The sequence below is a fragment of the Streptomyces sp. NPDC059247 genome, assembly GCF_042754005.1.
Taxonomy (GTDB): Bacteria; Actinomycetota; Actinomycetes; order Streptomycetales; family Streptomycetaceae; genus Streptomyces.
Genome location: NZ_JBHYZW010000007.1, coordinates 64,378 through 89,679 on the forward strand (window position 1 = coordinate 64,378; position 25,302 = coordinate 89,679).

Consider the following 25,302-nt stretch of genomic DNA (forward strand, 5'->3'; position numbering starts at 1 on the left):
TCCACGCCCACGACACCCCTTCCTCGAAGGAGGCACCACACGGTGCGCATCGACCATGCCACTCCACCACTCCCACCCACGGCCGCCGTACCGGAGGCGGCCCGCCAGCCCCGTGTCGTCGTCGCCCTCCACGAGGGCTTCTACGGTGCGGCTTCGGGCACGGGCTTCAGCAACCGGGCCTTCCTCACGGCCCTCGCTCGTCTGCTGCCCCCTGGCCGCCTCTCCGTGATCACCCCGCACGTGCCGGACACGGCAGGAGCGCACGACCGGCGGTGGGCCGGCGAGGTCCAGCACATGCTGCGGCAGGCCGAGGCCGACGTCATCACGATCCCGGAGGTCCAGGCGGCGCCGGACTCGATCCACGGTTCCATGCAGCTGTGCGACCTGGCAGGCGAAGCGGCCGTAGGCATCGCCGACTGCGCGAGCCGGTGCCTCCTCATCGGCCTCGACATCCCGTTCCTCGGGCTGGCCCCCTACACATCGCCGACTACGGACCTGCTGCTCGTGCCCCGCTCCACGACGGCGCTGACGAAGCCCAAGGACATGTCCCGAGTCCGCTGGGAGCGGGACGCCCTGCGGGCGGCGACCGTCCGTGGCGGGCGGATCGGCGCCATCTCCTCCCACATGCGCGGCCACCTCGTCGTCAGCTACGCCGTCCCTCGGGGAAGCATCGTGAGCGTCCCGAACGGGCTGATCCAGGAGGAGATGGCCCGGCCGACGAGCGCGCCGCCCCTGCCCTTCAAGGCCCGCGCCGGGTTCCTTCTCGCCATGGGCCGTGCCGTGCCGACGAAGGGCTTCGACGACCTCCTGGAGGCGTTGCACCTCCTCAAGGAGCGCGGGGTCCGAGCTCCGCACCTGGTCCTGGCGGCCGTGACCTCGGAGGAGCACGAGCGCCCCACCTCGTATCAGGAGGACCTGGCAGCGCGCATCCGTGCCTACGGCCTGGACGCGACTCTGATCACGCGCTTCACCCCCGCGATCCGCGCCTGGCTGCACAACCCGGCCCTGCGCGCGGTCGTCGTTCCTTCGCGGGAGGAGCCCTTCGGTCGCATCCCTCTGGAGGCGTTCGCGGCCGGAGCGGGCCCGGTGGTGGCAACCACGGCCGGCGGGCTGGCCCAGACTGTCGTCGAGGGCGAGACCGGCTTCACTGCCGCACCACGGGACGCCCGGTCCCTGGCCGCCGCGCTCCATCGCGCCCTGACCGTCCTGCCCCGGGAGCGTGACCGGCTCCGGAGCGCCGGGGTGGTCCTGGTGCGCTCGCGCCACGACTACGAGGCCAGCATCGGTTCCGTCGTCGAACGCATCGCTCCTTGGGCTCTCGCGCCAGCGTCCAGCGCGGAGGGCCGAGCGCGATGAACCGGCCGGTGGTGTTGATCAGCCTGAAGTCCCCGCACTCCTTCTGGCGGCTGTCCGCCGAGCACGAGCGGGCGCTGTCCGCCGCCTTCCCCGGTGTCGAGTTCCGTACGGCGACCGAGGAGTCCGTGCCGCACCAGCTGGCCGAGGCGCACGTCTACTTCGGCTGGGCGTTCAAGCCTTCGTGGCTGTTCGGCGCTCCCCATCTGCGGTGGATCGCCTCCCCGGCCGCTGGCACGGACCATCTGCCCGTCGCCGAGGCCCACTCCGTCGGAGTGGTGCTGACCCGCTCGTACGGATTCCATGGCAGGCCCATGGCCGAGCACGCCATGGGGATGGTCCTGGGCTTCTCCCGCGGGCTGTTCACGAGTCAGCTCGCCCAGCGGAACCGGTCCTGGTGGAAGGACGACCTGGCCGAGGAGTTCTTCGACCTGGCGGGGGCGACCATGACCATCGTCGGCTGCGGCAGCATCGGCGGACACCTCGCTCGTGCGGCCCGCTCCTTCGGCATGGACGTCATCGGCGTACGGCGGACGCCGCCGGTGGCCGCCGAGGGTGGGATCACGTGGATGCACACGTCGGCGGTCCACCAGGCGGTCGTCGTCGCCGACGTGGTGGTCGATCTGCTGCCCGCCACCCGGGCCACGGACCGTTTCTTCGACCACGACCTCTTCACGGCGTTCAAGCCGAAGTCCGTCTTCCTCAACCTCGGCCGCGCGGCGACCGTCGACCAGTCGGCCCTCCTGGCCGCCCTCAACGCCGGCCACCTTCGCGGCGCCGCCCTGGACGTCTTCGACCCGAAACCGCTGCCCGCCCGCCATCCGCTGCGGCTCCACCCCCGGGTCGTCCTCACGCCGAAGAGCTCCACGCTCAGCCGCACGTACATGAACGAGGCGGTCGCGTTCTTCGCCGACAACCTGCGCCGCTACCTCACCGACCAGCCGCTTAACGGCCTGGCCGAGGTACCAGTTGCCCGCTCTCCCTTCGTAGGAGGCTGACCGATGCCCACCACGCGCCGCCACGACCTCGCCGCCGCCTTCGCCACGACCGGCCGCAACCACCCCTACCTGGCCTTCACCCTGAACTCGCTCTGCAACCTGGACTGCGTGTTCTGCAAGCCGCGCTGCATGCCGGACTACGGGCACAAGGACCGTCCCCTGACCTCCTCCGACTACGCAGCCATCGCCGCCGAGGCTGGCGCCTGGAAGATCAGGAAGGCACACTGCTCCGGCGGCGAGCCAACCCTCCGCGCGGACATCCTCGACGTGATCGCGGGCCTGGCCGACGGCCTCGGACCCGACGCCGCGATCGGCATGACCAGCCACGGCAACCTGCGCCGCGGCCTGAGCGTCGAGAAGCTCCACAGCGCCGGCCTGACCTACCTCAACCTCAGCCTCCACAGCCTCGACCCCGACCGATCCGCCGAGATCATGGGCGGCGGCGACCCTCGCATCACCCGGCGCACCCTCGACACCGCCCTCGCACTCGGCCTGCGCGTGAAGATCAACTGTGTTCTCCAGCGCACCTACCTGGACGACGCCTTCGCCGTCGCCGGGCTCGCCCGCGACCTGCCCATCGCCGTGCGGCTGATCGAGCTCCAGAACATCGGCCCCGCGCAGGCGCTCTTCGACACCGAGTTCATCAGCGAGGCGGAAGCCCGCGACGGTCTCCACGAGTGGTTCTCGAACGCCAGCGAGGTCCGCAGGGACGAGCTCGGGGTCCGCAGCCCCGGGCAGTACCTCCGCCCGGACGGCTGGGCGGGCTCGATCGGCTTCATCTCCAACTCCAGCTGCGCCACTTGCTCCGACGCCAACCGCATCAAGATCACGCCCACCGGTGTGGCCCGCCCCTGCATCCTCCACAACCGCGACATCCCGCTGAAGCCCCATCTCGCCGAGGGCACCCTCGGCAATGCCTTCGCCCACCTCTTCCAGGCCATGCTCGACCGCAACACCAACGACGCCTGGCAGGGCTTCCACTACGTGGACTACGACCTGCGCTGGGACCGGATGGAGCGCCCCGAAGGCACCCCAGTCCTGCCCCTGCTCCCCCTGCTCACCACGAACGCGGCCGAGCCCGCTTGCTCCCGCGCCTCCAGCGGAGAGCGGTGATGGTCATGGTCGAGGCGCCGCCCTTGTACCCGGGGCTCGGAGCGCTGTACGAACGCGAGCTGGACGCCCACGGCGTCGGGGCGGTGATGTTGACCCACAAGTGGCAGCCGGCCGACCTGCTGGCTCCCCACTCCGACATCGACGTCCGGCTCCTCCTCCCCCAGGCTCCGGCGGACTGGGAGGAGTGGAACCACCGCCTGGCCGCCGCGCACACCACCGCGGTCGATCAGGAGGTCTCCCACGGACGTCTCCTGGAGCACCCGCCCGGCTTCGCGTTCACCGTGGCCGAGGCGGACGGACGGCTCGTCTCCGCGCCCGAGCTCGCGACCTGGTCGCTGATCAGCGGGAGCGCGCGGGACTTCCAGCGCTGGAAGTCCCGCGCCCAGATGGCGCCGTGGTGCGAGGTCGACGAGCGGTTCTACCGGGGCATCCTCCAGGGGCGGCTGGGCGGCCGGTACCAGCTGGCGGCGGACAGCACCGACAACGTGGTCGAGGACATCGCCGCGTACCGGCGCCACTGCGTGGCCTGGCACTACCTCGCCCCGTGCTGGTTCGCCGCCTCCGCGCTCGCGACACGAACCCGCTGCCCCGGTAAGACGGCCGCCCTCACTCAGTGGCGGCCGGACGGGCTGGACGAGTACGCCCAGCTGTTCCTCGGGCACGCCGAGGACCGGCCCGACTCCGTTCCCCGCAACCCTCGTCACCTCCTCCGCAAGGCACATGTCGCTTTGGAGGCGGCCATGCGCCGCGTCCCCGCCGTAGGCAGCCCCGCTGCCCCGGGCAAGGAGCACGCCCGTACCGACTGGGTGATGACCGCGGGGATGCTCCGAGTACGCGTCGCCCGCTGGCTGTACTACCTCGACCCGCCGCCCGGCGTGGCGACCGACTACCTGATCCGACGGGAGGCGAAGGAACTCCGAGCCGCCGCGCAGACCCTGAACGCGCTCGCGGCGGACGAGGCCACTCCCGCCCAGCGGCTGACCGCCCGGATGGCGGCGTTGATTCCCACCGGACCGACCACCGCTGGCACCCTGCGCGCGACCCTCGCGCTCTGGCACCGGCAGAAGTCGACCGTGCAGGACTTCCTCAGCCTCACCCCCGGCGACGCCCACCCTTGACCCAAGGAGTTCCGCCCATGCCCGTGCGTGCGCCCCTGCCCCGCGCCCTGAAGACGGCGAAGATCAAGATCACGACGAAGTGCAACCGCTCCTGCGACTTCTGCATCTTCGCCGACGGCGCCCAGGGCGAGAACATGTCCATGGAGCTGTTCTCCACCATCCTGGCCCGGCTGGAGACCACCCCCTTCCAGCAGCTGCACATCAACGGCGGCGAGCCCACCGTGCACCGGGACTTCCCCGCCCTCAGCGACGCGGCCCGCACCCGCCTGCCCCACAAGGTCATGGTCCTAGGCACGAACGCCATCACCTTGGCCCGCAACAAGCGGATCATGGAGGCCACCCTCCGCTCGTACGACCAGGTCCTCATCGGCTGCGACGACGAGCACGAGAACTACGACGAGGTCCACGCCGTCGTGCCCCGCCTCCGCGAGGCCGGCAAGACCGTGGTCATCAACAGTGTCCTGGAAGGCATCAGTTCCACCCGCCTCACGCAGCTCGCGAGGCTGTGCAACACGTACGGCGCCATCCACGTCACCAACCACGTACACCACATCGACGTCGGCCAGCCGGCGAACGAGCTGCGCGGCATCTGCGACCGCTACCTCGACCAGCACCTGATGATCGAGATAGACGGATCCTGCTACCGCTGCTTCAACGCCATGTCGAAGGACGACAGCGAATTCAGCATCTGGGACGAGGACTTCGCGGCCAAGGTGTTCGCGCCCCGCAGCCACCACTTCCGGTTCTGCCTGCGCTGCCACGAGTACACCGACTCCGGCACCGCCCTCCTCCCCGTCCCGGCCCTCACCGTCTGACCCCAGACCGGAGGTACACCACCATGCCCGCAGTCCTCGGACTGAACTTCCACCACGACACCAGCGCCGCCTTGGTCGTCGACGGCCGCCTCTACGCGGCCGAGGAGGAACGCTGGAGCGGCGTCAAGCACAACCACCCCACCCGTAAGGGCACGCTCACCGCCCCGACCCGCGCGCTCCAGTGGTGCTTGGAGGCCGCCAGCCTCGAACCGCAGGACATCGACGCCGTCTGGGCCGCCTCCATGCGCCCCAACCCCGCCGCCGGCTGGTGGCTGGCCGAGGAGCGAGACGAACTCGCCGCCCTCCTGCCCGCCCCGCTCGGCGAACACCTCCGCCTCCTCTCCCACCACACGGCCCACGTGCTCTCCGGCTACCTGCTCTCCGGCCACGAGCACGCGGCGGGACTCGTCATCGACGCCGGCGGCTCCTCTCTCGGATCCGACTTCGGGCCTGGCCGGGAGCGCATCACGGGGTACGACCTGCGGCCCGATCGCATCGACCGCCTCCACCAGGGCATGCCGACCCTCGTCCCCGGCCCGGCCAGCCCCCGGCGCCTCCACTCCTCCCTCGGGCACTTCTACCGGAACCTCGCGCGGCGGGTGATCCCACCCGGCGACGAGCCCGAGGGCAGCATGATGGCGCTCGCGGCCTTCGGCGATCCCCAGCGCTACGGAGCGCAGATCCGCGAGCTGGTCCGGCTCGGCGACGACGGCGAGGTCCGCATCGATCACCCCTGGGGCTCGGCGGACAGCAGCACACCGCTGCTGCTCGGTGGCCGTGCCTGGACCGCCGACAACGTCGCGGAACAGCCGGAGCACGAGCGGGCCGACCTGGCCGCCGCCGCCCAGGAGGTCTTCGCCGAGTCCGTCGTCCACGTCGCCCGTCACCTGCAACGGCTCACCACTGCATCGACATTGGTGTTCTCCGGCGGGTGCGCCCTGAACTCCCATCTCAACGGCCAGCTGGCCGCCGACAGCGGCTTCGACACCCTCTTCGTGGCCCCGGCCCCGCACGACGCGGGCACCGCCGTGGGCGCCGCGCTCTACGGCTGGCACTACCAGCTCGGCCAGGAGCGGCTCCCCGTGCCTACCGACGCGGCCTGGGGCCCGCACCCGGGCGCGGTGCCTTCGGTACCGAGCGAATACCGTGCCCTGACCGGCCTCGGCCCGGATCTGACGCCCACGGTGGCCGCACTCCTGGCAGAACACCACATCGTCGGCTGGGTGCAGGGACAGCTCGAGTTCGGGCCACGAGCCCTCGGCCATCGCTCGATCCTCGCCCACCCCGGCCACGCTGCCACGCGTGACCGGCTCAACGCGATCAAGAAGCGAGCCGCATACCGCCCCTTCGCGCCAGCGGTCCTCGCCGAGCACGCCACGGAGTGGTTCATGTCGGCGGGCGACCCGTTCATGAACCGTGTCGCCCGCGTCCGCCGATGCCGAGCGGACCGCATCGCCGCGGTCACCCACCACGACGGCACCGCCCGCGCGCAGTCCGTCGCCGCCGACCACGAGGGCCTGCGCGAACTCCTGGAGCGATTCCACGAGCGCACCGGACTGCCGCTGCTGCTGAACACCTCCTTCAACCGCAAAGGCACCCCGATCCTGCGTACCGCCGAGCAAGCCGTGTCAGCGACTGTCAGTCTGGGCCTCGACGCCTTGGCCGTCGGCGACACCCTGCTCCTCGCCGACCACGTGCCCGACCCCTGTGCCACAGCCGTCCGTACGCGGTGAGGCGGATGAGCCCCATCGATCTGGACCACGTCCTGACCGTGCTCGGAGCCGCCGCGTGGGGCGCGGACGAGCAGTCCCGCGCCCGCCTGGCCGGTGCCCTCGCCCTCACCGTCTACGACGGCCACACCCGCGACCAGGGCACTCCGTACATGGACCATCCGCTGACCATCATCACGCTATTAAGGACGGAGGTCAGCGTCAGCCACGTGGAGACTCTCCTCCTCGCTCTTCTCCACGACGCTCTGGAGGTGACTCCCGAATCGGAGGCGCTGCTCGTCCGGCATCTCGGCGGCCCGTTCACCTACCGCCTACGTGCGATGACAGCCGACCACCGCCTCGAACAGCGCCCCAAGGCCGTCGGCGACGAGACCCGCTGGCACTTCAAGCAGGCCGCGCTCCCGCCCGAAGACCTCCTCGTCCGGCTCGCCGACCGCCTCCACAACCTGCGCGATCTCGCCGCCTCGCCCAACGTCGACAGGCGTCGGCGGTTCCTCCAGAGCCTGGAGGACTTCTACCTCCCGCTCGCCGAAGTCGCCCGCGGCCTCAGCCCCCAGCTGGAGGCCATGCACGGGCTGCTCCACGCCGAGTACGTCCAACAGCAAGAGGAGGTACGTCCGTGAAGCGGGTCGTCTACTCGATGGAGCCGGTCGGCCGGACCGGCGGCCGGGTCTACCTGCGGATGCTCCACGAGGCGACGGCCGACGATGTGGAGTGGCGCACGGTCCCGGACCACAAGCGCACCTACCGCGTCCGCCGCTGGCGCAAGCTCCGCCACCTCGCCCGCCTGGCCCCGACCATCCGGGCACTCGACAGCACCACCGGCACCTTCGTGTGGGACGACCTGAGCCTGTTGCTCTTCACACCGGGGATGCGGGCCCGCACGGTGTTCCTCCTGCACCACTACGAGCCGCTGCAGCACGACTCCGCCCCGGTGGAGGCCATGCTCTGGGAGCACCTGTTTCGGGTGCTGCCGCAGTGCGCCGCCGTGGTGTGCGTCGCCCCGTACTGGGCCGACTTCCTCCGGGCCCGAGGCGTCCGCGACGTACGGGTGATCTACAACGCCTTCGATATGGCAGAGGTCGAGCGAGCACGTGGCTTCGACCGAGCCGAGTGCCGTGCGGAGTTCGGGCTGCCCTCGGACGTGATCGGCGTCTACGCAGGCAAGGCCGTGCACTGGAAGGGCATCGAGAAGGTCTCGACAGCGCTGGCGAACGCTCCCGGGCTGCGGGTGATCACCAGCGGCAGCAACACCATCGGCTTCGACGGCACGCACTACGACGTGGAGCGCGAGCGGTACCTGCGGCTGCTGTGCGCCTGTGACGTCGGTGTCTTCGTCCCCCGGATGCGGGAGGGCTGGAGCCGCTGCGCGGCCGAGGTCCTACTGCTCGGCCTGCCCTGCCTTATCCGCCCGGTGGCCGGCCTGGGCGACCTCGCCGCGCTGACCGGCCAGCCGACCCCGGACCTCGGCCGCCTGCCGACGCAGGTCCGGGAACGCGCGACGGCGCGCCAGACCGAGGCCAAGGCCGCGTACGAGGCCCTGGCCGGGTTCGATCTGAATTACTTCGGCAACGCCTGGGGCGACCTCCTCACGAAGGTCGCCTGACCAGCGGCTACGCCTGAGCGGCCAGCTTCTTGGCTGCGGCGTCCAGACGGGCCAGCACGCGGTCCCGGCCCAGCAGTTCCATGGACTCGAACAGCGGAAGTCCGATCGTCCGGCCGGTGACCGCGACCCGGATGGGCGCCTGAGCCTTGCCCAGCTTGAGGCCGTGCTTCTCGCCGACGGCGAGGAGGACAGCCTTGAGGTCGTCCGCCTTCCAGTCCGCGACGGTGACCAGCTCGGCGCGGGTGTCCGACAGGATGTCGATCGCGCCCGCCTTCATCGCCTTGCTCCACGACGCCTCGTCCTCGACGGGCTCGTCAAGGAACAGGAAGTCAACGTAGCCAGTGATCTCCGACAACAGCGCAATCCGGGTCTGAGCCAGCGCCGCCGCCACCTCGAAGACGTCCTTGTCGAACGCCTCCGGCGTCCACGGCGCGTACGGGGCGACGAGCCACGGGGCGCAGGCGGCGGCGAACTGCTCCGGCGCCAGGGCGCGGATGTAGTCACCGTTGAACGCAGTCAGCTTCTTCACGTCGAAGAAGGCCGGGGCCGTGTTGACGTCCTCGATCCGGAAGAGCTGCTCCAGCTCCTCGTACGGCATGATCTCCCGGTCGTCGCCCGGACCCCAGCCGAGAAGCATGAGGTAGTTCACCACCGCCTCGGGCAGGAAGCCCTCGGCGAGGTAGTCCTCCAGCGCGACCTTGTCACGGCGCTTGGACAGCTTCTGGCGCTTCTCGTTCACGATCACCGGCAGGTGCGCCCACACCGGCGGCTTCGAGCCGAGCGCCTCCCACAGCAGCTGCTGCTTCGGCGTGTTCGACAGATGCTCCTCGCCCCGGATGACCTGGGTGATGCCCTCGTCCAGGTCGTCGACCACGTTCGCGATCAGGAAGACCGGGGACCCGTCACCACGGGCGATCACGAAGTCCTCGATGGCGCTGTTCGGAAACGCCGGCTCCCCACGAATCAGGTCCACGACGACGGTCTCACCCTCGTCCGGCGTCCGGAACCGCAGCGCCCGCCCCTCTTCGAAGGCAAGCCCCCGCTCCCGGCAGAACCCGTCGTACCCGAGGTGGTCCGACCCGGTGCGCTCCTTCAGCTGCTCCCGGGTGCAGTCGCAGTAGTACGCCCGCCCAGCCGCGAAAAGCCGCAGCCCCGCCTCACGGTGCCGGTCAGCGTTGTGTGACTGGAAGTACGGCCCCTCGAAGGCCGCGTCCTCGCCGTGGATACCGATCGCCGCGAGCGCGCTGATGATCCCGTCGATCCACTCCGGCTTGTTCCGGGCCGCGTCGGTGTCCTCGATCCGCAGGACGAACGTGCCGCCGGACTGTCGCGCCACAGCCCAGTTATAGAGAGCGGACCGTGCACCACCGACATGAAACATGCCGGTCGGGGACGGGGCGAAACGAACGCGAACCGGGGCAGTAGACATGCCCTCCAGGGTACCGATGCCGGGCACCCTCTCTAGACCACCTCGCGTGCCCATGCACCGTCATTTTCCGGCTTTCCTCGCCTCCTGCTCCAGGCACCTCCGTCCACCTCTCGCAGGGGGCCCTTGCCCCAGGACCGTTCACCACACCAACTGACAGCGGCGAGGCCCTTACCTCTTGCCGCACTCATCATCGATGCCGGGTGCAGGATCCGAGGCGTCGACCAGGGAATCGACTTTCTCCGCCGCTCTGCCCGGACGGCCTTGAACGGTGCACCGTTATGCTGGCACCATCTCGGCCTTAGGACCTTGAAAGCGCAGGTCGTCAGGTCTTCTCGTGCTCAGGAATTTGGCACGGCCAGAAAGATCGACCACAACACCACCCAAACCGAGAAACACGGGCACAAAGTCGCGTGAGCAGAAATGGGTGAGTAGGTTGACTCAGATCATCGAAAATGACCCTACCGCCTCCGGCGAACAATGGAAAGTCCACTACTGGGGGACGGGCGGGCGCACCGGGCGTCAGCGGGAGAAGTCGTTCGCCCGGAAGAAGGACGCGGTCGACTTCGTCACCAAGATGGAAGGCGACAGACGCGAGACCATCAACGTCGACCCCGATGCCGGCGAGGTGTCGCTCCGCCGGTACGTGGACGACTGGCTCGCGAAGAAGACCGCTTCCGCCGGCACCCTCGAGTCGTACGAGCGCATCGTCCGCCTCCACGTGGCCCCCACCTGGAGAGCAAGATGATCTCGCAGGTCACCGCAGCGGACATCGAGGGCCTGTACGCACATTGGCGCCGGGATGGGGCGACCCTCAACACCATCGAGTCCCGGCACATAGCCCTCTCGGCGCTGTTCTCCCACGCTGTGCGCCACAGGCGGATTCCTGTGAATCCCATGACACAGGCCGAGAAGCTGGAGAACCCTGTCATTCCTGTCGACGGCAGGAAACTTCCCGGCTTCGACGAGATAATCGCCATCACCAAGGAGATCAGACCTTGCCTGTCTCCGGTGATATAGCCGATGACATGTTGCGGACTTCGTATAGAGGAATCTCCGGGATTCTTCCCGGAAGACATGCGCGACGGCACCCTGCGCATCCGGCAGGTGATTCACCACAAGGATATTTCCGGAAAGCACCCGCCGAGATACGCTCCGCTGAAGCATCGAAAAGAAGGCGAGTGGCGCAACATATTCGCGCCTACTTCCCTTAGGCCACTCATCGACCCGATTCCGATCCCCCATGCAATCGACGGAATGCCGTATCTCGATCTTCTCCGCAAGTCGCGGGACCGAGCCATCAAGCGGCTCGAGACTTCCTGCATAAAACCCGCACGACTTGCACCACAAATGGACCACCGCGGCCTTGACAAACGGCGTGTCCATTCACGATATGCCTCGCTGGCTCGGACATGGTTCGATCAAGGTCACGGTGGACCGGTACGCCGCCTCACGCGGGACAGCCAGGAGCGGTGCCGTCAGGTCGTCGAGACGACCGTCGGGCCGTAGATGCTCACACCAGCCCCAGCTCCCGCAGCGCCCGATGCCGCTCCGAGGTCGGCCGCTCGGGCCAGTAGACATAACAGACCCCACCCGTACCGCTCCTGACCTTCCCGTTCGCGTCGTAGCGCTTCGTGCGGAGCCAGATGTTCTCCCATTCGCGCCGCCGGTAGACCCGGCGGACGGTCTCGTTGCTGGGGGAGGCCGGGTCGTTGGCGACGATGTCTCCGGCCGCCGTGAAGCCGATGACCGTCATCAGATGGCCCGAGGTGCCGTATCCGGCCCCGGTCAGCTCCTCCTCGCGGAACGACTGGGAGGTGATGACCGGGATTCCGGCCCGGACCAGGGACTCCAGTTCGGTGAGCGAGCGGAGCCGGGTGACGACGGCGTTCATGTCGGGGTAGGAGGCCGCGTAGGCGGCGTTGAACGGCCAGTTGCCGCAGCCCTCGTACTGGTGGTCGTAGGTGGAGCGGGCCGCGTGGCAGACCTGGGGGTCCTCGAAGGCGGGGTTCACCCAGGCCAGTTCCTCCCCGGAGGGCCGCCGCCCCCAGTACTCGACGATCATCTGGGAGGAGGTCGGGCTGCACCAGGCCTCGCCGCCGTTGTCGTACTCGGGGTACTGCCCGACGTGGGTGTTCTGCGAGTAGCGCGGCACGATCAGCTCATGGCCCGGGCCCGGCTTCGAGGCCGGGACCGTGAAGCGGTCCGGGACGTCCGAGGCCATCGCGCCGATCCGCCACACCGTGGGCGTGAGGCCGCTGCCCGGGGCGCGCAGAAGGGTGAGGCGTAGCCGGTACGCGGTCAGCCGCAGCCCGCTCGCCGGGTCGTCGACGGCGAGGGTGTCGGTCCAGACCGTGCTCCGGCCGTCGCTCTGGCCGTCGACGGAGGCGCGCCGGACGTCGCCGTCGCCCGAGGCCCAGTGGCCCAGGACGTACCAGGGGGTGGCGGCGCCGTCGCCGTACTCCCCGGACAGTTCGATCCGGAGCCAGGTGCCGGGCGGGGTGTGGGCGTTCCAGGAGGCGATGACCTCGGTGGCGGGCACGGCCGGGACGTGCCGGGGCGAGGTCCAGGTCGCGTACTCCCAGGTGGCGGTGCGGCCGGTGTGCGGGTCGGTGTGGTCGGTGCGGCCGACGGGGGTGTCGAGGACCAGGGCGGGGCGGTCGCCCGGGACCGCCCTGGTCCCGGCGTCCGTACCGCGCCGCCAGTCCTGGTACGAGGACCAGAACCGGTGGGCGACGAGCCCGGCGGCGGGGGCGTGGCCGTGCCTCCCGGTGCCGTCCGCCGCGCCGGTCGGGCCGGAGGACGGGGCGGAGCCGGAGGAGGGGGAGGAGGGAGGGGCGGCCGACGCCGTGGCGGACGCGACCGCCGTTCCCGCCACGGCGGCGAGGGCGGCGGTGAGGACGGTCCTGCGCGGAGTGGAACCGGTCATGGGCGGTGACCCCCAGTCGGGAACGGCGGGTGTACGGACTCGTGGTCGGACGGTCCGGGACCGGGACCCCGGCCCCGCGCGGGCGGACGGCGGGGACACGGCCCGGACACCGGTGGTGCGGGGCGCGGAAGGGCACGGCACGGACCCGGACACGAGCGGTCCGCCGGGCCCACTATCGCGGCTCCCGGCGGGCCTCCGCCAGCACTTCGCCCCGCGTCGCCGCACCAATGCGGGTCCCGGCCGATGACAGTGGTACCTCGTTGACCTGCGGCGGTCCCCCGCTCCCCTACCCTGGGTCCATGAACGACCTCGACCGCGCGGCACGGGCGCTGCTCCGGCTGCCGCCCTCCTGCGGACCGGTCCGGCTGGTCGCGGTCGACGGCCACGCGGGCTCCGGCAAGTCCACCCTCGCCACCCGTCTCTCCACCGCGCTCGGCGGCGCCCCCGTGCTCCGCCTCGACGACCTCGCCACGCACGAGGAGCTGTTCGGCTGGACCGGCAGGCTCCGGGAGCAGGTCCTCGGACCCCTCGCCCGGGGCGAGGCCGCCTCCTTCCGTCCGTACGACTGGCGGCTGCGGCGCTTCGGCGAGCCCCGGACGCTGCCCCCCGCTCCGGTGGTCCTCGTCGAGGGGGTCGGGGCGGGCCGGAGGGAGGTGCGCCCGTTCCTGGCGTGGCTGCTGTGGATGGAGCGCGGGGCGGAGGACTCCTGGGCGCGGGGGCGGCGGCGGGACGGTCCGGAGCAGGCCGCGTTCTGGGACGGATGGACCGTGGCGGAGACTCGCCATTTCGCCCAGGACCCCTCCCGTCCCTTCGCCGGGACCCTGGTACGCGAGTGTCAGAAGGGTTACGAATGGCTCACTGGGCCCTCCGTGACAGCGGTCGCGGACCAGATCATCACCCACCGTGACGGCTTCATGTCCGTGAACTGAGGGTCACCTCATCCGCTTCCGCAAGTGCCTCAACTCTGCTTGACCCAAGGGGCGTACAGGTCTTACGTTCTGAATGTGCGGCTTTCCGAAGCCGCCGCGGACGCGAAGCCCCCGGTTGTTCCCCCGTGATCGGGGGCTTCGTTCTGCCCCGGGAACCCTCCCCCGACCCCTCCGTGACCCCTGCCGCTCACCCAGGGTCACCACTTCCGGATCATGCGCTTCTCCTTAATCACACGCACCCTGCGCAGGTACGATGCCCCCAGGTGCGGTCAAATCCCGTCCATGCGAAGACGGTTGTGGGGGACCCGATGGACATCGGCACGCAGGGCGCGCAGGCCCCGGCCGAACTCGCCTGGCTGCGCGGCGTCGACGCCTACACGATGGGCGCCTACCCGCAGGCGGAGGACGAGTTCCGGACGGCGGTACGCGTCGACCCCGGAATGGCGGACGCCTGGCTCGGGCTGCACGCCCTGAGGGTCGACACCACGACGGCGCTGCTGCGCATGTACCGCAACCGCGAGCGCTTCGGCGAGCAGCGGTCCCGGTACCGGCGCCCCCTGAACTCCTGGTACTGGCTCGGGTGGTGGGTGCAGCCGGTCCTGGAGAGCCCGCGCGACCTGCTGCTCGCGCACGCCTCCCACTGGCTCGACGGCCGTCACGTGCCCGAGCTCGACCGGGCCCTCGCCGGGCTCCCCCCGGTCGACACCGACCCCCAGGTGCGTTTCCTGCACGCCTGCCGCGCCTATCTCGTGAAGGACTGGGACCAGCTCGTCCGGCACACCGAGACCCTCGTCGACGACCCGCTCCTCGGCATCGAGGCGGGGCTCTTCGGCGGGATGGCCCGGGTCCGCCTGGAGATGTACGGGCAGGCCGAGCCGCTGCTCTCCGCCTCCCTGATGCGGTGCCGCAGCGAGCAGCCCCAGCGCAAGGAGCTGCGCTACTGGCTCGCCCGCGCCCACGAGGGCACCGGACGCAGCGCCGCCGCGCTCCCCCTCTACCGGGCCGTGCACCGGATCGACCCGACGTTCATGGACACCGCCGCCCGGCTCGCGGCCATCGCGGAGTACGACGGCTTCGAGGGGTACGACGGCCTGGACGACCCGACCGGGCTCGCCACGGTCGCCCTGGGCACCGTCGGCGGGGGGCTCGGGCAGGACGCGGGGGAGGTCGCGCCGGGCACCGAGCCCGACCCCGGCCCCCTCGGGGACGGGCTGCGGTTCGCGCCCGAACCGGTGCCCCCGGCCCCCGCGGTCACCCCGCCCGAGACCGCGCGGCGGAAGGGCCCACTGCCGTCGCAGCCCGCTCCCCCGCGCTTCCCTGCCGGGCCCACCGATCCCGCCCTGCTCGCCGAGGCGCTCGCCGAGCTGGAGGGCATGGTCGGGATGGAGCCGGTGAAGCGCCAGGTCAAGGCGTTGTCGGCGCAGCTGGAGATGGCACGGCTGCGGGCCGGACAGGGCCTGCCGGTCCAGCCGCCCAAACGCCACTTCGTCTTCTCCGGGCCCTCCGGCACCGGCAAGACCACGGTCGCCCGCATCCTCGGCCGGGTGTTCTACGCCCTCGGGCTGCTCGGCGGCGACCATCTCGTGGAGGCCCAGCGGGCCGATCTGGTGGGCGAGTTCCTCGGCCAGACGGCGGTGAAGGCGAACGAGCTGATCGACTCGGCGGTGGGCGGGGTGCTCTTCGTCGACGAGGCGTACGCGCTCTCCAACACCGGTTACAGCAAGGGCGACGCCTACGGCGACGAGGCCCTCCAGGTCCTGCTCAAACGGGCCGAGGACAACCGCGACCACCTGGTGGTGATCCTGGCCGGATATCCCGAGGGCATGGACCGGCTCCTCGGCGCCAACCCCGGTCTCTCCTCCCGGTTCACCACCCGCGTCGACTTCCCCTCGTACCGGCCGCTGGAACTCACCGCCATCGGCGAGGTCCTCGCGGCGGCCAACGGGGACGGCTGGGACGACGAGGCCCGCGACGAGCTGCGCTCCATCAACGCGCACGTCGTCGAGCAGGGCTGGATCGACGAACTGGGCAACGGACGCTTCCTGCGCACCCTGTACGAGAAGTCCTGCGCCTACCGCGACCTGCGGCTGTCCGGCTATCCGCACACGCCCACCCGGGACGATCTGGCGACCCTGCGGCTCGCCGACCTCATGCAGGCGTACGGCGAGGTGCTCTCCGGCCGGGGCCCGGTCGACCGGGGTCCCCAGCAGGAACCGCCGGGCTACTGACGGCCCGCGCGCGACGGGCGGTGTCCGGGGGGCCGTGGGCCCGGAGGTCCGGGCCCACGGTTCGCTACGGGGCGGGCACCCGGTCCGGGAGGAGCCGGTGGGCCGGGTCGCGGACCTCGCCCACCAGTTTCTCCAGGACGTCCTCCAGGGCGACCAGGCCGAGGATCCGGCCCGAACCGTCCGCCACCTGCGCCAGATGGGTGGCGGCCCGGCGCATCACGGTGAGGGCGTCGTCGAGGGGCAGTTCGGCGCGGACCGTCGCCATCGGCCGCCACAGCCGCTGGGGCACCGCCCGCTCCCGCTCCTCCAGGTCGAGGACGTCCTTCACGTGCACGAAGCCCATGAAGGTGCCCCGGGCCTCGGCCCGTACCGGGAAGCGCGAGTACCCGGTGCGGACGGTCAGCTCCTCGATCTCCCGGGGGGTGACCGTCGGCGGGACCGTGACCAGGGAAGCGGAGGCGATGAGGACCTCCGTCACCGGGCGCGTCCCCAGTTCGAGGGCGTCCTCCAGACGCTCCTGCTCGGCCGGGTCGAGCAGTCCGGCCTGACCGGCGTCCTCGACGAGCCTGCCCAGCTGGACACTGGTGAAGACCGCCTCCACCTCGTCCTTCGGCTCCACCCTGAACGCCCGCAGGACCAGTCGGGCGCAGGCTCCCAGCGTGGCCGTCACGGGTCGGCAGAGCCGGGCGAAGCCGACCAGACCGGGCGCGAGCCAGAGCGCGGTCCGCTCGGGCGCGGCCATCGCCAGGTTCTTCGGGACCATCTCGCCGATGACGAGATGGAGGAAGACGACGGCGGCGAGGGCGACGACGTAGCCGAGCGGGTGGATCAGCGCGTCCGGGACCCCGACCGCGTGGAAGACCGGTTCGAGGAGACGGGCGACGGACGGCTCGGCGACCGCGCCGAGCGTCAGCGAGCAGACGGTGATGCCGAACTGCGCGGCCGCCATCATCCGCGGCAGGTTCTCCAGCCCGTACAGGACCTGCTGGGCACGGGCGCCGCCGAGCGGCTCGATCTGGCTGCGGCGGACGGAGACGAGCGCGAACTCGGCCCCGACGAAGAAGCCGTTGGCCAGGACCAGGAGGACGGCGAACAGCAGGGGAAGGGTGCTCATCGGACCGCCTCCGCCGCCACCGGGACCCGGCGCGCGGCCCCGCCGGTCTCCCCGCCGGGCGCTGAGCCGGGCGCCGGGCCCGTCCGGACGATCCGGACGCGCTCGGCGCGGTAGCGGTCGACCTGCCGCACCGAGAGCCGCCAGCCCGGGAGTTCGGCCCGGTCGCCGGGGGCGGGGATGCGCCCGAGGAGATCGGCGACGAGCCCGGCGACGGTCTCGTACGGCCCTTCGGGCACGTCGAGGCCTATCCGGCGCAGGGCGTGGACCCGGCAGGAGCCGTCGGCGTCCCAGGCGGGGCGGCCGTCCTCGGCGGGCGCGGCGGCCAGCTCGGGCCGCCCGTCGGCCGGGGTGTCGTGCTCGTCGCGGACCTCGCCGACGAGTTCCTCGACGATGTCCTCCAGGGTGACGACCCCGGCCGTACCGCCGTACTCGTCGACGACGACCGCGATGGGCTGCTCCCTGCGCAGCCGCTCCAGGAGGGCCTGGGCGGGCAGCGATTCGGGGACCAGGAGCGGGGGGACGGCGATCCGGCCGACGGGGGTCCGCAGCCGGGCGTGCGGGGTGACGGCGAGCGCGTCCTTGAGGTGGACCATGCCGACGATCTCGTCGATGCGGTCCCGGTAGACCGGGAAGCGCGAGAGACCGGTGGCCCGGGTGAGGTTGAGGACGTCCGCGGCGGTCGCGTCCCACTGGAGGGCGCTGACCTTCACCCGCGGGGTCATGAGCTGCTCCGCGGTGAGACCGCCGAGGGACAGGGTCCGTACGAAGAGGTCGGCGGTGTCCTGTTCGAGGGCACCGGCCCGCGCCGAGTGCCGGGCCAGGGAGACCAGCTCGCCGGGGGTGCGGACCGAGTCCAGCTCCTCGGTGGGCTCGACGCCCAGGAGCCGGACCAGCCGGTTCGCGACCCGGTTGAGCAGGGAGATCACCGGCCGGAAGACGGCGGAGAAACAGCGCTGCGGGGTGGCGACGAAGCGGGCCACCTGGAGCGGCCGGGAGACCGCCCAGTTCTTGGGCACCAGTTCCCCGACCACCATCTGGACGGCGGCGGCGAGCAGCATCCCGGTCACCACCGCGGTCCAGGAGACGACGCCCCCGGGCAGTCCGGTGGCGGTGAGCGGTCCGCGCAGCAGTCCGGCGAGCGCGGGCTCGGCGAGCATACCGACGACGAGGGAGGTGATCGTGATGCCGAGCTGGGTGCCGGAGAGCTGGAAGGACAGCTCGCGCAGGGCGGTGACGACGGTGCGGGCGCGCCGGTCACCGGCCGCCGCGGCCCGCTCGGCCTCGGCGCGCTCCACGGTCACGAGACCGAACTCGGCGGCCACGAAGAAGCCGTTGGCGAGGACGAGGACGAAGGCCGCGACGAGCGGCAGAAGAGGGACGATCATGTCGCCGCCTCCCGGGAGGGGGCGGCGCGGGTACTACCGGACGATCCGTCCATTGCTGGAGGGAGTCACTCCTCGGGTAGAAGGGCGGCCCCGCGGGCCGCGACCGCGGCCCTGCACACGCGAGGCGGTGGTGCGCTCGGCACCACCGCCTCCAGAGTAGTCACGCGAAGGCCCCGAGGGGCAGAGGGTCGGCCCCGGACGGGGGACGGACCGGGGTCGTCCCGTACGGGGGAGGAGCTTCCTCCCCCGAGGGGTCCCGGACCCGGCCGGCCGTCAGGCCGCGGCCCCGCCCGTCCCGTGGCTGTCCGCCAGGGCCCGCAGGGCGCGGGCGTCGCGGATCGCCGACTCCTTGGCGATCCCCGGCTGGATGCCGAGTGCCGGGAGGCTGGTGCCGTCGCTGAGGTCGAGGAAGACCCACGGGTCGCCGGGGCGCAGATTGACCTTGAGGATCTCCGCCCAGGCGAGTCGCCGGGTCCGGGTGATGTTGACGACCGTGATGCCCTCGGCGTCGGCGACGACCTTGGGGCGGCTCAGCAGCACCAGGACCCCGGCGAGCATCGCGGCGGTGAAGACGAAGCTGACGCGTTCCCCCGGCCCGAGGCGGTCCAGCATCAGTGCCACGGCGGTGATCACGACGAACATCGCGGTCCCCATCGTCAGCAGGATCGCCCGGGTGCGCCCGGGACGGAAGGTGACCGGCAGGGCGGGCGCGGACGACTGGGACATCAGGGTTTCCTCGGGCCTCGGGGAGTGCGGGCCGTGCCGTCAGAGACGGCAGGCGTGGATGGCGGTGGTGAGGATGGCGCGGGCGCCGATCTCGTACAGGTCGTCCATGATCCGCTGCGACTCCTTGGCGGGGACCATCGCGCGGACGGCGACCCAGCCCTCGTTGTGCAGCGGGGAGACGGTCGGCGACTCCAGGCCCGGGGTGAGGGCGACGGCCTGCTCCAGGTGCTCGGCCCGGCAGTCGTAGTCCATCATCACGTACGAGCGGGCGACGAGGACGCCCTGGAGGCGGCGGAGGAACTGCTGCGCCTGCGGGTGGTCGGCGTCGGCGCCCTGACGGCGGACGACGACCGCCTCGGAGGTGAGGATCGGGTCTCCGATGACCTCCAGACCGGCGTTGCGCAGGCTGGTGCCGGTCTCGACGACGTCCGCGATGACCTGGGCGACGCCCAGCTGGATCGCGGTCTCGACGGCGCCGTCGAGGTGCACGACGGAGGCGTCGATGCCCTGGTCGGCGAGGTGCTTGGCGACGATGCCCTCGTAGGAGGTGGCGATCGTCATGCCGCCGAAGTCCTGGGGGCCGCTCGCGGTGCCGGGCCGGGTGGCGTAACGGAAGGTGGAGCGGCCGAAGTTCAGCGGGAGGATCTCCTCGGCGCTGGCACCGGAGTCCAGGAGCAGGTCACGGCCGGTGATGCCGATGTCCAGCTTCCCGGAGGCGACGTAGATCGCGATGTCCTTGGGGCGCAGGTAGAAGAACTCGACCTCGTTGCCGGGGTCGATGACCACCAGCTCCTTGGACTCCTTGCGCTGGCGGTAGCCGGCCTCATGGAGCATTGCCGACGCAGGTCCGGAGAGGGAACCCTTGTTGGGAACGGCGATGCGCAGCATGGGGTGAGCTTCCTTTGCCTGGGACGGGAGGGTGGGGAGTCGGGAAACGCGTGCTCAGAGGTGGGCGTAGACGTCGTCGAGCGAGATCCCGCGGGCGACCATCATCACCTGGACGTGGTACAGCAGCTGCGAGATCTCCTCGGCGGCGGCTTCCTTGCCCTCGTACTCGGCGGCCATCCAGACCTCGGCGGCCTCTTCGACGACCTTCTTGCCGATGGCATGGACGCCCTTGTCCACCAGTTCCGCGGTGCGGGAGGTGGCCGGGTCGCCGGTCTCGGCCTTGAGCTTGAGCTCCGCGAAGAGCTCTTCGAAGGTTTTGTTCGCCATGATGGTCCTAGGGTACGGGGTGGGGGTCGCGGGTCAGCGCCAGGGTTCACTGACCGTACGGAGGATGGTCGCGGTCGCGACGGCGGCGGTGACGGCCTCGTGGCCCTTGTCCTCGGAGGAGCCTTCGAGCCCGGCCCGGTCGAGGGCCTGCTCCTCGGTGTCGACGGTGAGGACGCCGAATCCGACGGGTACGCCGGTGTCGACCGAGACCTGGGTGAGGCCCTGGGTGACGCCCTGGCACACGTACTCGAAGTGCGGTGTTCCGCCCCGGATGACCACGCCGAGCGCCACGACGGCATCGTAGCCGCGCCCGGCGAGGACCTTGGCCACGACCGGGAGTTCGAAGCTGCCGGGGACGCGGAGCAGGGTGGGCTCGTCGATGCCGAGTTCGCTCAGGGCCCGCAGGGCGCCGTCGACCAGGCCGTCCATGACCTTCTCGTGCCACTGGGCCGCGATGACCGCGACCCGGAGGTCGCCGCAGTTCTTCACGCTGAGGACGGGTGCGCCCTTGCCGCTCATGTCTCTCCCTGCCGGTTTGTCGGTGATGTGCTTCGTTACTGGTTGCCGCAGGTGGCGGCCGGGGAGCCGTCCAGCCAGGGCAGGTCGTGGCCCATCCGGTCCCGCTTGGTGGTGAGGTAGCGGACGTTGTGCTCGCCGGCCGTGACCGGCATGGGCTCGCGGCCCTCGACGGTGAGGCCGTGCCGGGTGAGCGCGTCGATCTTGTCGGGGTTGTTGGTCATCAGCCGGAGGCTGCGGACGCCGAGGTCGGTGAGGATGCGCGCGCCCGCCGCGTAGTCGCGGGCGTCGGCGGGCAGTCCCAGTTCCAGGTTGGCGTCGAGGGTGTCCCGGCCGCGTTCCTGGAGCTCGTACGCGCGCAGCTTGGACAGCAGGCCGATGCCCCGGCCCTCGTGGCCCCGGAGGTAGACGACGACTCCGCGGCCCGCCTCGGTGACGCGGTCGAGGGAGGCGTGGAGCTGGGGGCCGCAGTCGCAGCGCAGCGAGTGGAAGACGTCGCCGGTCAGGCACTCGGAGTGGAGGCGGACCAGGACGTCCTCGCCGTCGCCGATCTCGCCGTGGACGAGGGCGACGTGTTCGACGCCGTCCACGGTGGAGCGGTAGCCGTAGGCGGTGAAGTCGCCGTGCGCGGTGGGCAGGCTGACCTCGGCCTCGCGCCGGACGGCGGGTTCGGCGGAGCGGCGGTAGGCGATCAGGTCCTCGATGGAGATGATCGTGAGGCCGTGCTTACGGGCGAAGGGGACCAGCTCGGGGAGGCGGAGCATGACGCCGTCCTCGCCCGCGATCTCGACGATCGCGCCCGCCGGGCGGAGGCCCGCGAGCCGGGCGAGGTCGACGGCGGCCTCGGTGTGCCCGTTGCGGGCGAGGACGCCGCCGGACCTGGCGCGCAGCGGGAAGACATGGCCGGGGCGGACGAAGTCGGACGGTTCGTGGTGGCCGCTCGCCAGCATCCGCAGGGTGGTGGCGCGGTCGGCGGCGGAGATGCCGGTGGTGACGCCGTGCGCGGGGGACGCGTCGACGGAGACGGTGAAGGCCGTGCGCATCGACTCGGTGTTCCGGTCGACCATCTGCGGGAGCTGGAGGCGGTCGAGCTCCTCCGCCTCCATGGGGGCGCAGATCAGGCCGCGGCACTCGCTCATCATGAAGGCGACGACCTCGGGGGTGGCCATCTCGGCGGCGATGACGAGGTCGCCCTCGTTCTCGCGGTCCTCGTCGTCGACGACGACCACCGGGCGTCCGGCGGCGATGTCGCGGACGGCCTGTTCGACGGGGTCGAGGGCGAGGTCGGTGACGTCCCAGAGGGCGGTCCCCGGGGACTGCTTGCCTTCGGGGGCGCGGGAGGGGCGGGCGCTCATGCGTGGGCTCCCTTCAGAGCCGGGGTGCGCGTCCTGAGCCACCAGTCGCGCATACCCCAGAGGACCAGGGCGAAGTAGATGACGTAGACCAGACCGGAGAAGGCGAGACCGCTGTGGAAGGCGAGCGGGACGCCGACGAGGTCAACGAGGAGCCAGGCGAACCAGAACTCGACCAGGCCGCGGGCCTGGGCGATCATCGCGACGAGGGTGCCGACGAAGATGTACGCGTCGGCCCAGGGGCTCCAGGAGAGCGACGGGTAGAGGGTGAAGAGGCCGCCGACGGCGAGGGTGCCGAGGACGGCGCCGCCGAGGAGCAGCCCGCGCTCCTTCCAGCTGGCGAAGCGGACGGCGATGGAGCCGTCCTGGGCGTGCCGTCTGCCCCGGTTCCACTGCCACCAGCCCCAGGCGGCGACGCCGATGACGAGCAGCTGCTTGCCGACGCCGCCGGAGAGGTGGGCGGAGGCGTAGGCGCCGACGAGGATCAGGCCGGAGAGGAGCTGGGCGGGCCAGGTGAGGATGGAGCGGCGCCAGCCGAGGGCGAGGGCTGCCAGACCGACCGTGTTGCCGATCATGTCGGACCACAGGATGTGCTGGTCGAGGACGGTGAACGCCTCGGAGTTGAGCCAGTTCACTTGACGTTCTCCCGGGCGTTCGGGCCGAGCAGCCGCTCGACGTACTTGGCGATGACGTCCACTTCGAGGTTGACGGGGTCGCCGGGCTGCTTGATGCCGAGCGTGGTCAGGTCGAGGGTGGTGGGGATGAGGCTGATGGTGAACCAGTCGTCGGTGACCTCGACGACGGTGAGGCTGACGCCGTCGACGGTGATCGAGCCCTTCTCGACGACGTACCGGGAGAGGTGCGCGGGGAGCCCGACCTTCACGAGTTCCCAGTGCTCGGAGGGGGTCCGCTCCAGGATCGTGCCGGTGCCGTCCACATGGCCCTGGACGATGTGGCCGCCGAGGCGTCCGCCGACGGCCATGGGCCGTTCCAGGTTGACGCGGGAGCCGGTCCCCAGGGCGCCGAGGGAGGACCTCTTGAGGGTCTCGGCCATGACGTCGGCGGTGAAGGTGCCGTCGCCGCACTCGACGACGGTGAGGCAGACGCCGTTGACGGCGATGGAGTCGCCGTGCCGGGCGCCCTCCGTCACCAGGGGGCCGCGCAGCCGGAAGCGGGAGGCGTCCGTGAGCTGCTCGACGGCGACGACCTCGCCCAGTTCTTCGACGATTCCGGTGAACACGGTCAGGCTCCCTTGGGGGTGGCGGTGGTCTGCGGGGTGGCGGTGACGCGGAGGTCGGGGCCGATCCGGACGGTCTCGGTGACGTCGAGCCGCAACGCTTGCGAGAGGGTGCCGATTCCGGCGTCGGCGAGGGCGGCGGGGCCCGCGCCGAGGAGGACCGGGGCGAGGTAGCCGACGACCTGGTCGACGGCGCCCGCGGCGACGAAGGAGCCCGCGAGGGTGGGGCCGCCTTCGAGGAGGACGGAGCGGACGCCGCGCGCGTGGAGGGCGTCCAGGAGGGCGGGGACGGACAGACCGCGTCCGGCCCTGGGGAGGCGGAGGACGTCGGGGAGGTCGGTGTCGGCGTCCTCGGCGACCGCGATCAGGGTGGGCGCGGCGTCGTCGAGGACCCGGGCGCCGGGGCGTACGGCCTTCGCCTCGGTGTCGACGACGACACGGAGCGGCTGTACGGCCCCTTCGACGCCCCGGACGGCCAGGTGGGGGTCGTCGGCGCGGGCGGTGCCGGAGCCGACGACGACGGCGTCGGACTCGGCGCGGAGCCGGTGGACGTCGGCGCGGGACGCGGCGGAGCTGATCCAGCGGGAGGTGCCGTCGGCGGCGGCGGTCCGGCCGTCGAGGGTGGCGGCGTACTTCCAGCGGACGAAGGGGCGGCCCTTGCGGACGGAGGTGAGCCAGGCGGTGTTGACCGCTTCGGCCTCGGTCTCCAGGAGTCCTTGTTCCACGGTGACGCCCGCCGCGCGCAGGGTGTCGGCGCCGCCGGTGGCCCGGGGGTCCGGGTCGCCGACCGCGTACACGACCCGGCTGATCCCGGCTTCGATCAGGGCCTGGGCGCAGGGGCCGGTGCGGCCGGTGTGGTCGCAGGGTTCGAGGGTGACGTAGGCGGTGCCGCCGCGGGCGAGGTCACCGGCCGTGCGCAGGGCGTGGACCTCGGCGTGGGGGCCGCCCGCGCGCTGGTGGAAGCCTTCGCCGACGCGGTGGCCGGAGGCGTCGGTGACGACACAGCCGACGACCGGGTTGGGGCTGGTGGCGCCGAGACCGCGGGCGGCGAGTTCGACGGCGCGTCGCATGGCGGTGGTGTCGGTCTGCCGTGCCACCGGGTCCTCCTGCCTCTTCGGGCACGGACTCCGGGGCCTGTCGATGACGACAGAGAGCGGGAACGACTTCCTCGTACGGGTGCGCCGAGGCCGCGTCGCACGGGTACGCCGCGTCGGACACGACACGGCGACCAGCGGACGTACGGCCGGTGCGCCCCGAAGAGAGGGGTCACCCGCCGCGCACTGCCTCCCATCCGGACTTTCACCGTCGGTCCAGGAATCTCACCTGGTCAACCGGCCGCTGGCTGCGGACGGGTCGCGGACTATAACCGCCGGTTCGGAATTACACCGACCCCGGAGTGCGCTGCTGCTGATACAGGGCCAGTGTGCCACGCCCCGCAAGGGGCCATACGGTCCCGACCCTGTGGGCTGGCTCACACGCTCTCACAGAATTCTCTGTTGGTACAGACCTATT

General features: G+C 71.3%; 24 protein-coding genes and 1 riboswitch. Of the genes, 12 read left to right on the plus strand and 12 right to left on the minus strand.

Features of this window, described 5'->3' with window-relative positions; genetic code table 11:
- Positions 1–42 precede the first annotated feature (42 nt).
- From ACFXGN_RS15600 to ACFXGN_RS15635, 8 genes are read left to right on the plus strand one after another with little or no spacing between them, the layout of a single operon-like run.
- Positions 43–1,356 carry a glycosyltransferase family 4 protein gene (locus ACFXGN_RS15600; RefSeq protein WP_384858706.1) on the plus strand — a complete coding sequence of 438 codons (1,314 nt, stop codon included), beginning with the start codon at positions 43–45 and terminating at the stop codon, positions 1,354–1,356.
- Positions 1,353–2,351: a D-2-hydroxyacid dehydrogenase gene (locus tag ACFXGN_RS15605; RefSeq protein ID WP_384858709.1), complete on the plus strand. Its 999-nt coding sequence runs from the start codon at positions 1,353–1,355 to the stop codon at positions 2,349–2,351. The genes ACFXGN_RS15600 and ACFXGN_RS15605 overlap by 4 nt, the downstream gene beginning before the upstream one ends.
- 3 nt (positions 2,352–2,354) lie before the next feature.
- Positions 2,355–3,464, plus strand: a complete 1,110-nt coding sequence (locus tag ACFXGN_RS15610; protein WP_384858711.1) for a radical SAM protein — start codon at positions 2,355–2,357, stop codon at positions 3,462–3,464.
- Positions 3,464–4,582, plus strand: coding sequence for a hypothetical protein (locus ACFXGN_RS15615; RefSeq protein WP_384858714.1), 1,119 nt, complete (start codon positions 3,464–3,466; stop codon positions 4,580–4,582). The genes ACFXGN_RS15610 and ACFXGN_RS15615 overlap by 1 nt, the downstream gene beginning before the upstream one ends.
- A 17-nt stretch (positions 4,583–4,599) precedes the next feature.
- Positions 4,600–5,397 (plus strand): radical SAM protein, encoded by a 798-nt coding sequence (locus ACFXGN_RS15620; RefSeq protein WP_384858717.1) that lies wholly within the window; start codon positions 4,600–4,602, stop codon positions 5,395–5,397.
- Positions 5,398–5,420: 23 nt separating this feature from the next.
- Positions 5,421–7,130, plus strand: coding sequence for a carbamoyltransferase C-terminal domain-containing protein (locus ACFXGN_RS15625; protein ID WP_384858720.1), 1,710 nt, complete (start codon positions 5,421–5,423; stop codon positions 7,128–7,130).
- A gap of 5 nt (positions 7,131–7,135) precedes the next feature.
- Positions 7,136–7,750, plus strand: a complete 615-nt coding sequence (locus ACFXGN_RS15630) for an HD domain-containing protein (RefSeq protein WP_384858723.1) — start codon at positions 7,136–7,138, stop codon at positions 7,748–7,750.
- On the plus strand, positions 7,747–8,733 hold the full coding sequence (locus ACFXGN_RS15635) for a glycosyltransferase (protein WP_384858726.1): 987 nt from the start codon (positions 7,747–7,749) through the stop codon (positions 8,731–8,733). Before ACFXGN_RS15630 ends, ACFXGN_RS15635 begins: the two co-directional genes overlap by 4 nt.
- Positions 8,734–8,740: 7 nt before the next feature.
- Here ACFXGN_RS15635 and gltX read toward each other — a convergent pair whose 3' ends face one another.
- A complete protein-coding gene (gltX, locus tag ACFXGN_RS15640; protein ID WP_384859170.1) occupies positions 8,741–10,114 on the minus strand; it encodes a glutamate--tRNA ligase in 1,374 nt (457 codons plus the stop codon).
- A gap of 472 nt (positions 10,115–10,586) precedes the next feature.
- Here gltX and ACFXGN_RS15645 point away from each other — a divergent pair, with 472 nt between their 5' ends.
- Together ACFXGN_RS15645 and ACFXGN_RS15650 are read left to right on the plus strand one after the other, a co-directional pair.
- Positions 10,587–10,907: a hypothetical protein gene (locus tag ACFXGN_RS15645; protein ID WP_384858729.1), complete on the plus strand. Its 321-nt coding sequence runs from the start codon at positions 10,587–10,589 to the stop codon at positions 10,905–10,907.
- Positions 10,904–11,179, plus strand: coding sequence for a hypothetical protein (locus ACFXGN_RS15650; protein ID WP_384858731.1), 276 nt, complete (start codon positions 10,904–10,906; stop codon positions 11,177–11,179). Before ACFXGN_RS15645 ends, ACFXGN_RS15650 begins: the two co-directional genes overlap by 4 nt.
- A 493-nt stretch (positions 11,180–11,672) precedes the next feature.
- Here the strand turns inward: ACFXGN_RS15650 and ACFXGN_RS15655 are convergent, their stop codons facing one another.
- The gene (locus ACFXGN_RS15655) at positions 11,673–13,088 is read right to left on the minus strand and encodes a peptidase C39 family protein (protein WP_384858734.1); all 1,416 of its coding nucleotides are present in this window, start codon (positions 13,086–13,088) and stop codon (positions 11,673–11,675) included.
- Between the two features lie 299 nt (positions 13,089–13,387).
- Here ACFXGN_RS15655 and ACFXGN_RS15660 point away from each other — a divergent pair, with 299 nt between their 5' ends.
- Both ACFXGN_RS15660 and ACFXGN_RS15665 read left to right on the plus strand, forming a co-directional pair.
- Positions 13,388–14,017 carry a uridine kinase gene (locus ACFXGN_RS15660; protein ID WP_384858737.1) on the plus strand — a complete coding sequence of 210 codons (630 nt, stop codon included), beginning with the start codon at positions 13,388–13,390 and terminating at the stop codon, positions 14,015–14,017.
- A gap of 308 nt (positions 14,018–14,325) precedes the next feature.
- Positions 14,326–16,245, plus strand: coding sequence for an AAA family ATPase (locus ACFXGN_RS15665; protein WP_384858740.1), 1,920 nt, complete (start codon positions 14,326–14,328; stop codon positions 16,243–16,245).
- 64 nt (positions 16,246–16,309) lie between these two features.
- Here ACFXGN_RS15665 and ACFXGN_RS15670 read toward each other — a convergent pair whose 3' ends face one another.
- From ACFXGN_RS15670 to ribD, 10 genes are all read right to left on the minus strand, one after another.
- Entirely contained in the window at positions 16,310–17,359 is a 1,050-nt protein-coding gene (locus ACFXGN_RS15670) for a hemolysin family protein (RefSeq protein WP_384858743.1), read from the minus strand.
- Positions 17,356–18,744, minus strand: coding sequence for a hemolysin family protein (locus tag ACFXGN_RS15675; protein ID WP_384858745.1), 1,389 nt, complete (start codon positions 18,742–18,744; stop codon positions 17,356–17,358). Before ACFXGN_RS15675 ends, ACFXGN_RS15670 begins: the two co-directional genes overlap by 4 nt.
- Before the next feature lie 273 nt (positions 18,745–19,017).
- Entirely contained in the window at positions 19,018–19,470 is a 453-nt protein-coding gene (locus ACFXGN_RS15680; RefSeq protein ID WP_384858748.1) for a PH domain-containing protein, read from the minus strand.
- A gap of 39 nt (positions 19,471–19,509) precedes the next feature.
- Positions 19,510–20,358, minus strand: coding sequence for an ATP phosphoribosyltransferase (hisG, locus tag ACFXGN_RS15685; protein ID WP_366442520.1), 849 nt, complete (start codon positions 20,356–20,358; stop codon positions 19,510–19,512).
- Positions 20,359–20,412: 54 nt separating this feature from the next.
- Entirely contained in the window at positions 20,413–20,685 is a 273-nt protein-coding gene (locus tag ACFXGN_RS15690; RefSeq protein WP_030551960.1) for a phosphoribosyl-ATP diphosphatase, read from the minus strand.
- 33 nt (positions 20,686–20,718) lie between these two features.
- On the minus strand, positions 20,719–21,204 hold the full coding sequence (gene ribH / locus ACFXGN_RS15695; RefSeq protein WP_351787657.1) for a 6,7-dimethyl-8-ribityllumazine synthase: 486 nt from the start codon (positions 21,202–21,204) through the stop codon (positions 20,719–20,721).
- 35 nt (positions 21,205–21,239) lie between these two features.
- Positions 21,240–22,556 (minus strand): bifunctional 3,4-dihydroxy-2-butanone-4-phosphate synthase/GTP cyclohydrolase II, encoded by a 1,317-nt coding sequence (locus ACFXGN_RS15700; protein WP_384858751.1) that lies wholly within the window; start codon positions 22,554–22,556, stop codon positions 21,240–21,242.
- Positions 22,553–23,128, minus strand: a complete 576-nt coding sequence (locus ACFXGN_RS15705; RefSeq protein ID WP_384859172.1) for a nicotinamide riboside transporter PnuC — start codon at positions 23,126–23,128, stop codon at positions 22,553–22,555. The genes ACFXGN_RS15700 and ACFXGN_RS15705 overlap by 4 nt, the downstream gene beginning before the upstream one ends.
- A 56-nt stretch (positions 23,129–23,184) precedes the next feature.
- Positions 23,185–23,793, minus strand: a complete 609-nt coding sequence (locus ACFXGN_RS15710) for a riboflavin synthase (RefSeq protein ID WP_384858754.1) — start codon at positions 23,791–23,793, stop codon at positions 23,185–23,187.
- A gap of 2 nt (positions 23,794–23,795) precedes the next feature.
- Positions 23,796–24,860, minus strand: a complete 1,065-nt coding sequence (gene ribD / locus ACFXGN_RS15715) for a bifunctional diaminohydroxyphosphoribosylaminopyrimidine deaminase/5-amino-6-(5-phosphoribosylamino)uracil reductase RibD (RefSeq protein WP_384859174.1) — start codon at positions 24,858–24,860, stop codon at positions 23,796–23,798.
- Positions 24,861–25,063: 203 nt separating this feature from the next.
- Positions 25,064–25,194, minus strand: a riboswitch (FMN riboswitch).
- Between the last annotated feature and the right edge of the window lie 108 nt (positions 25,195–25,302).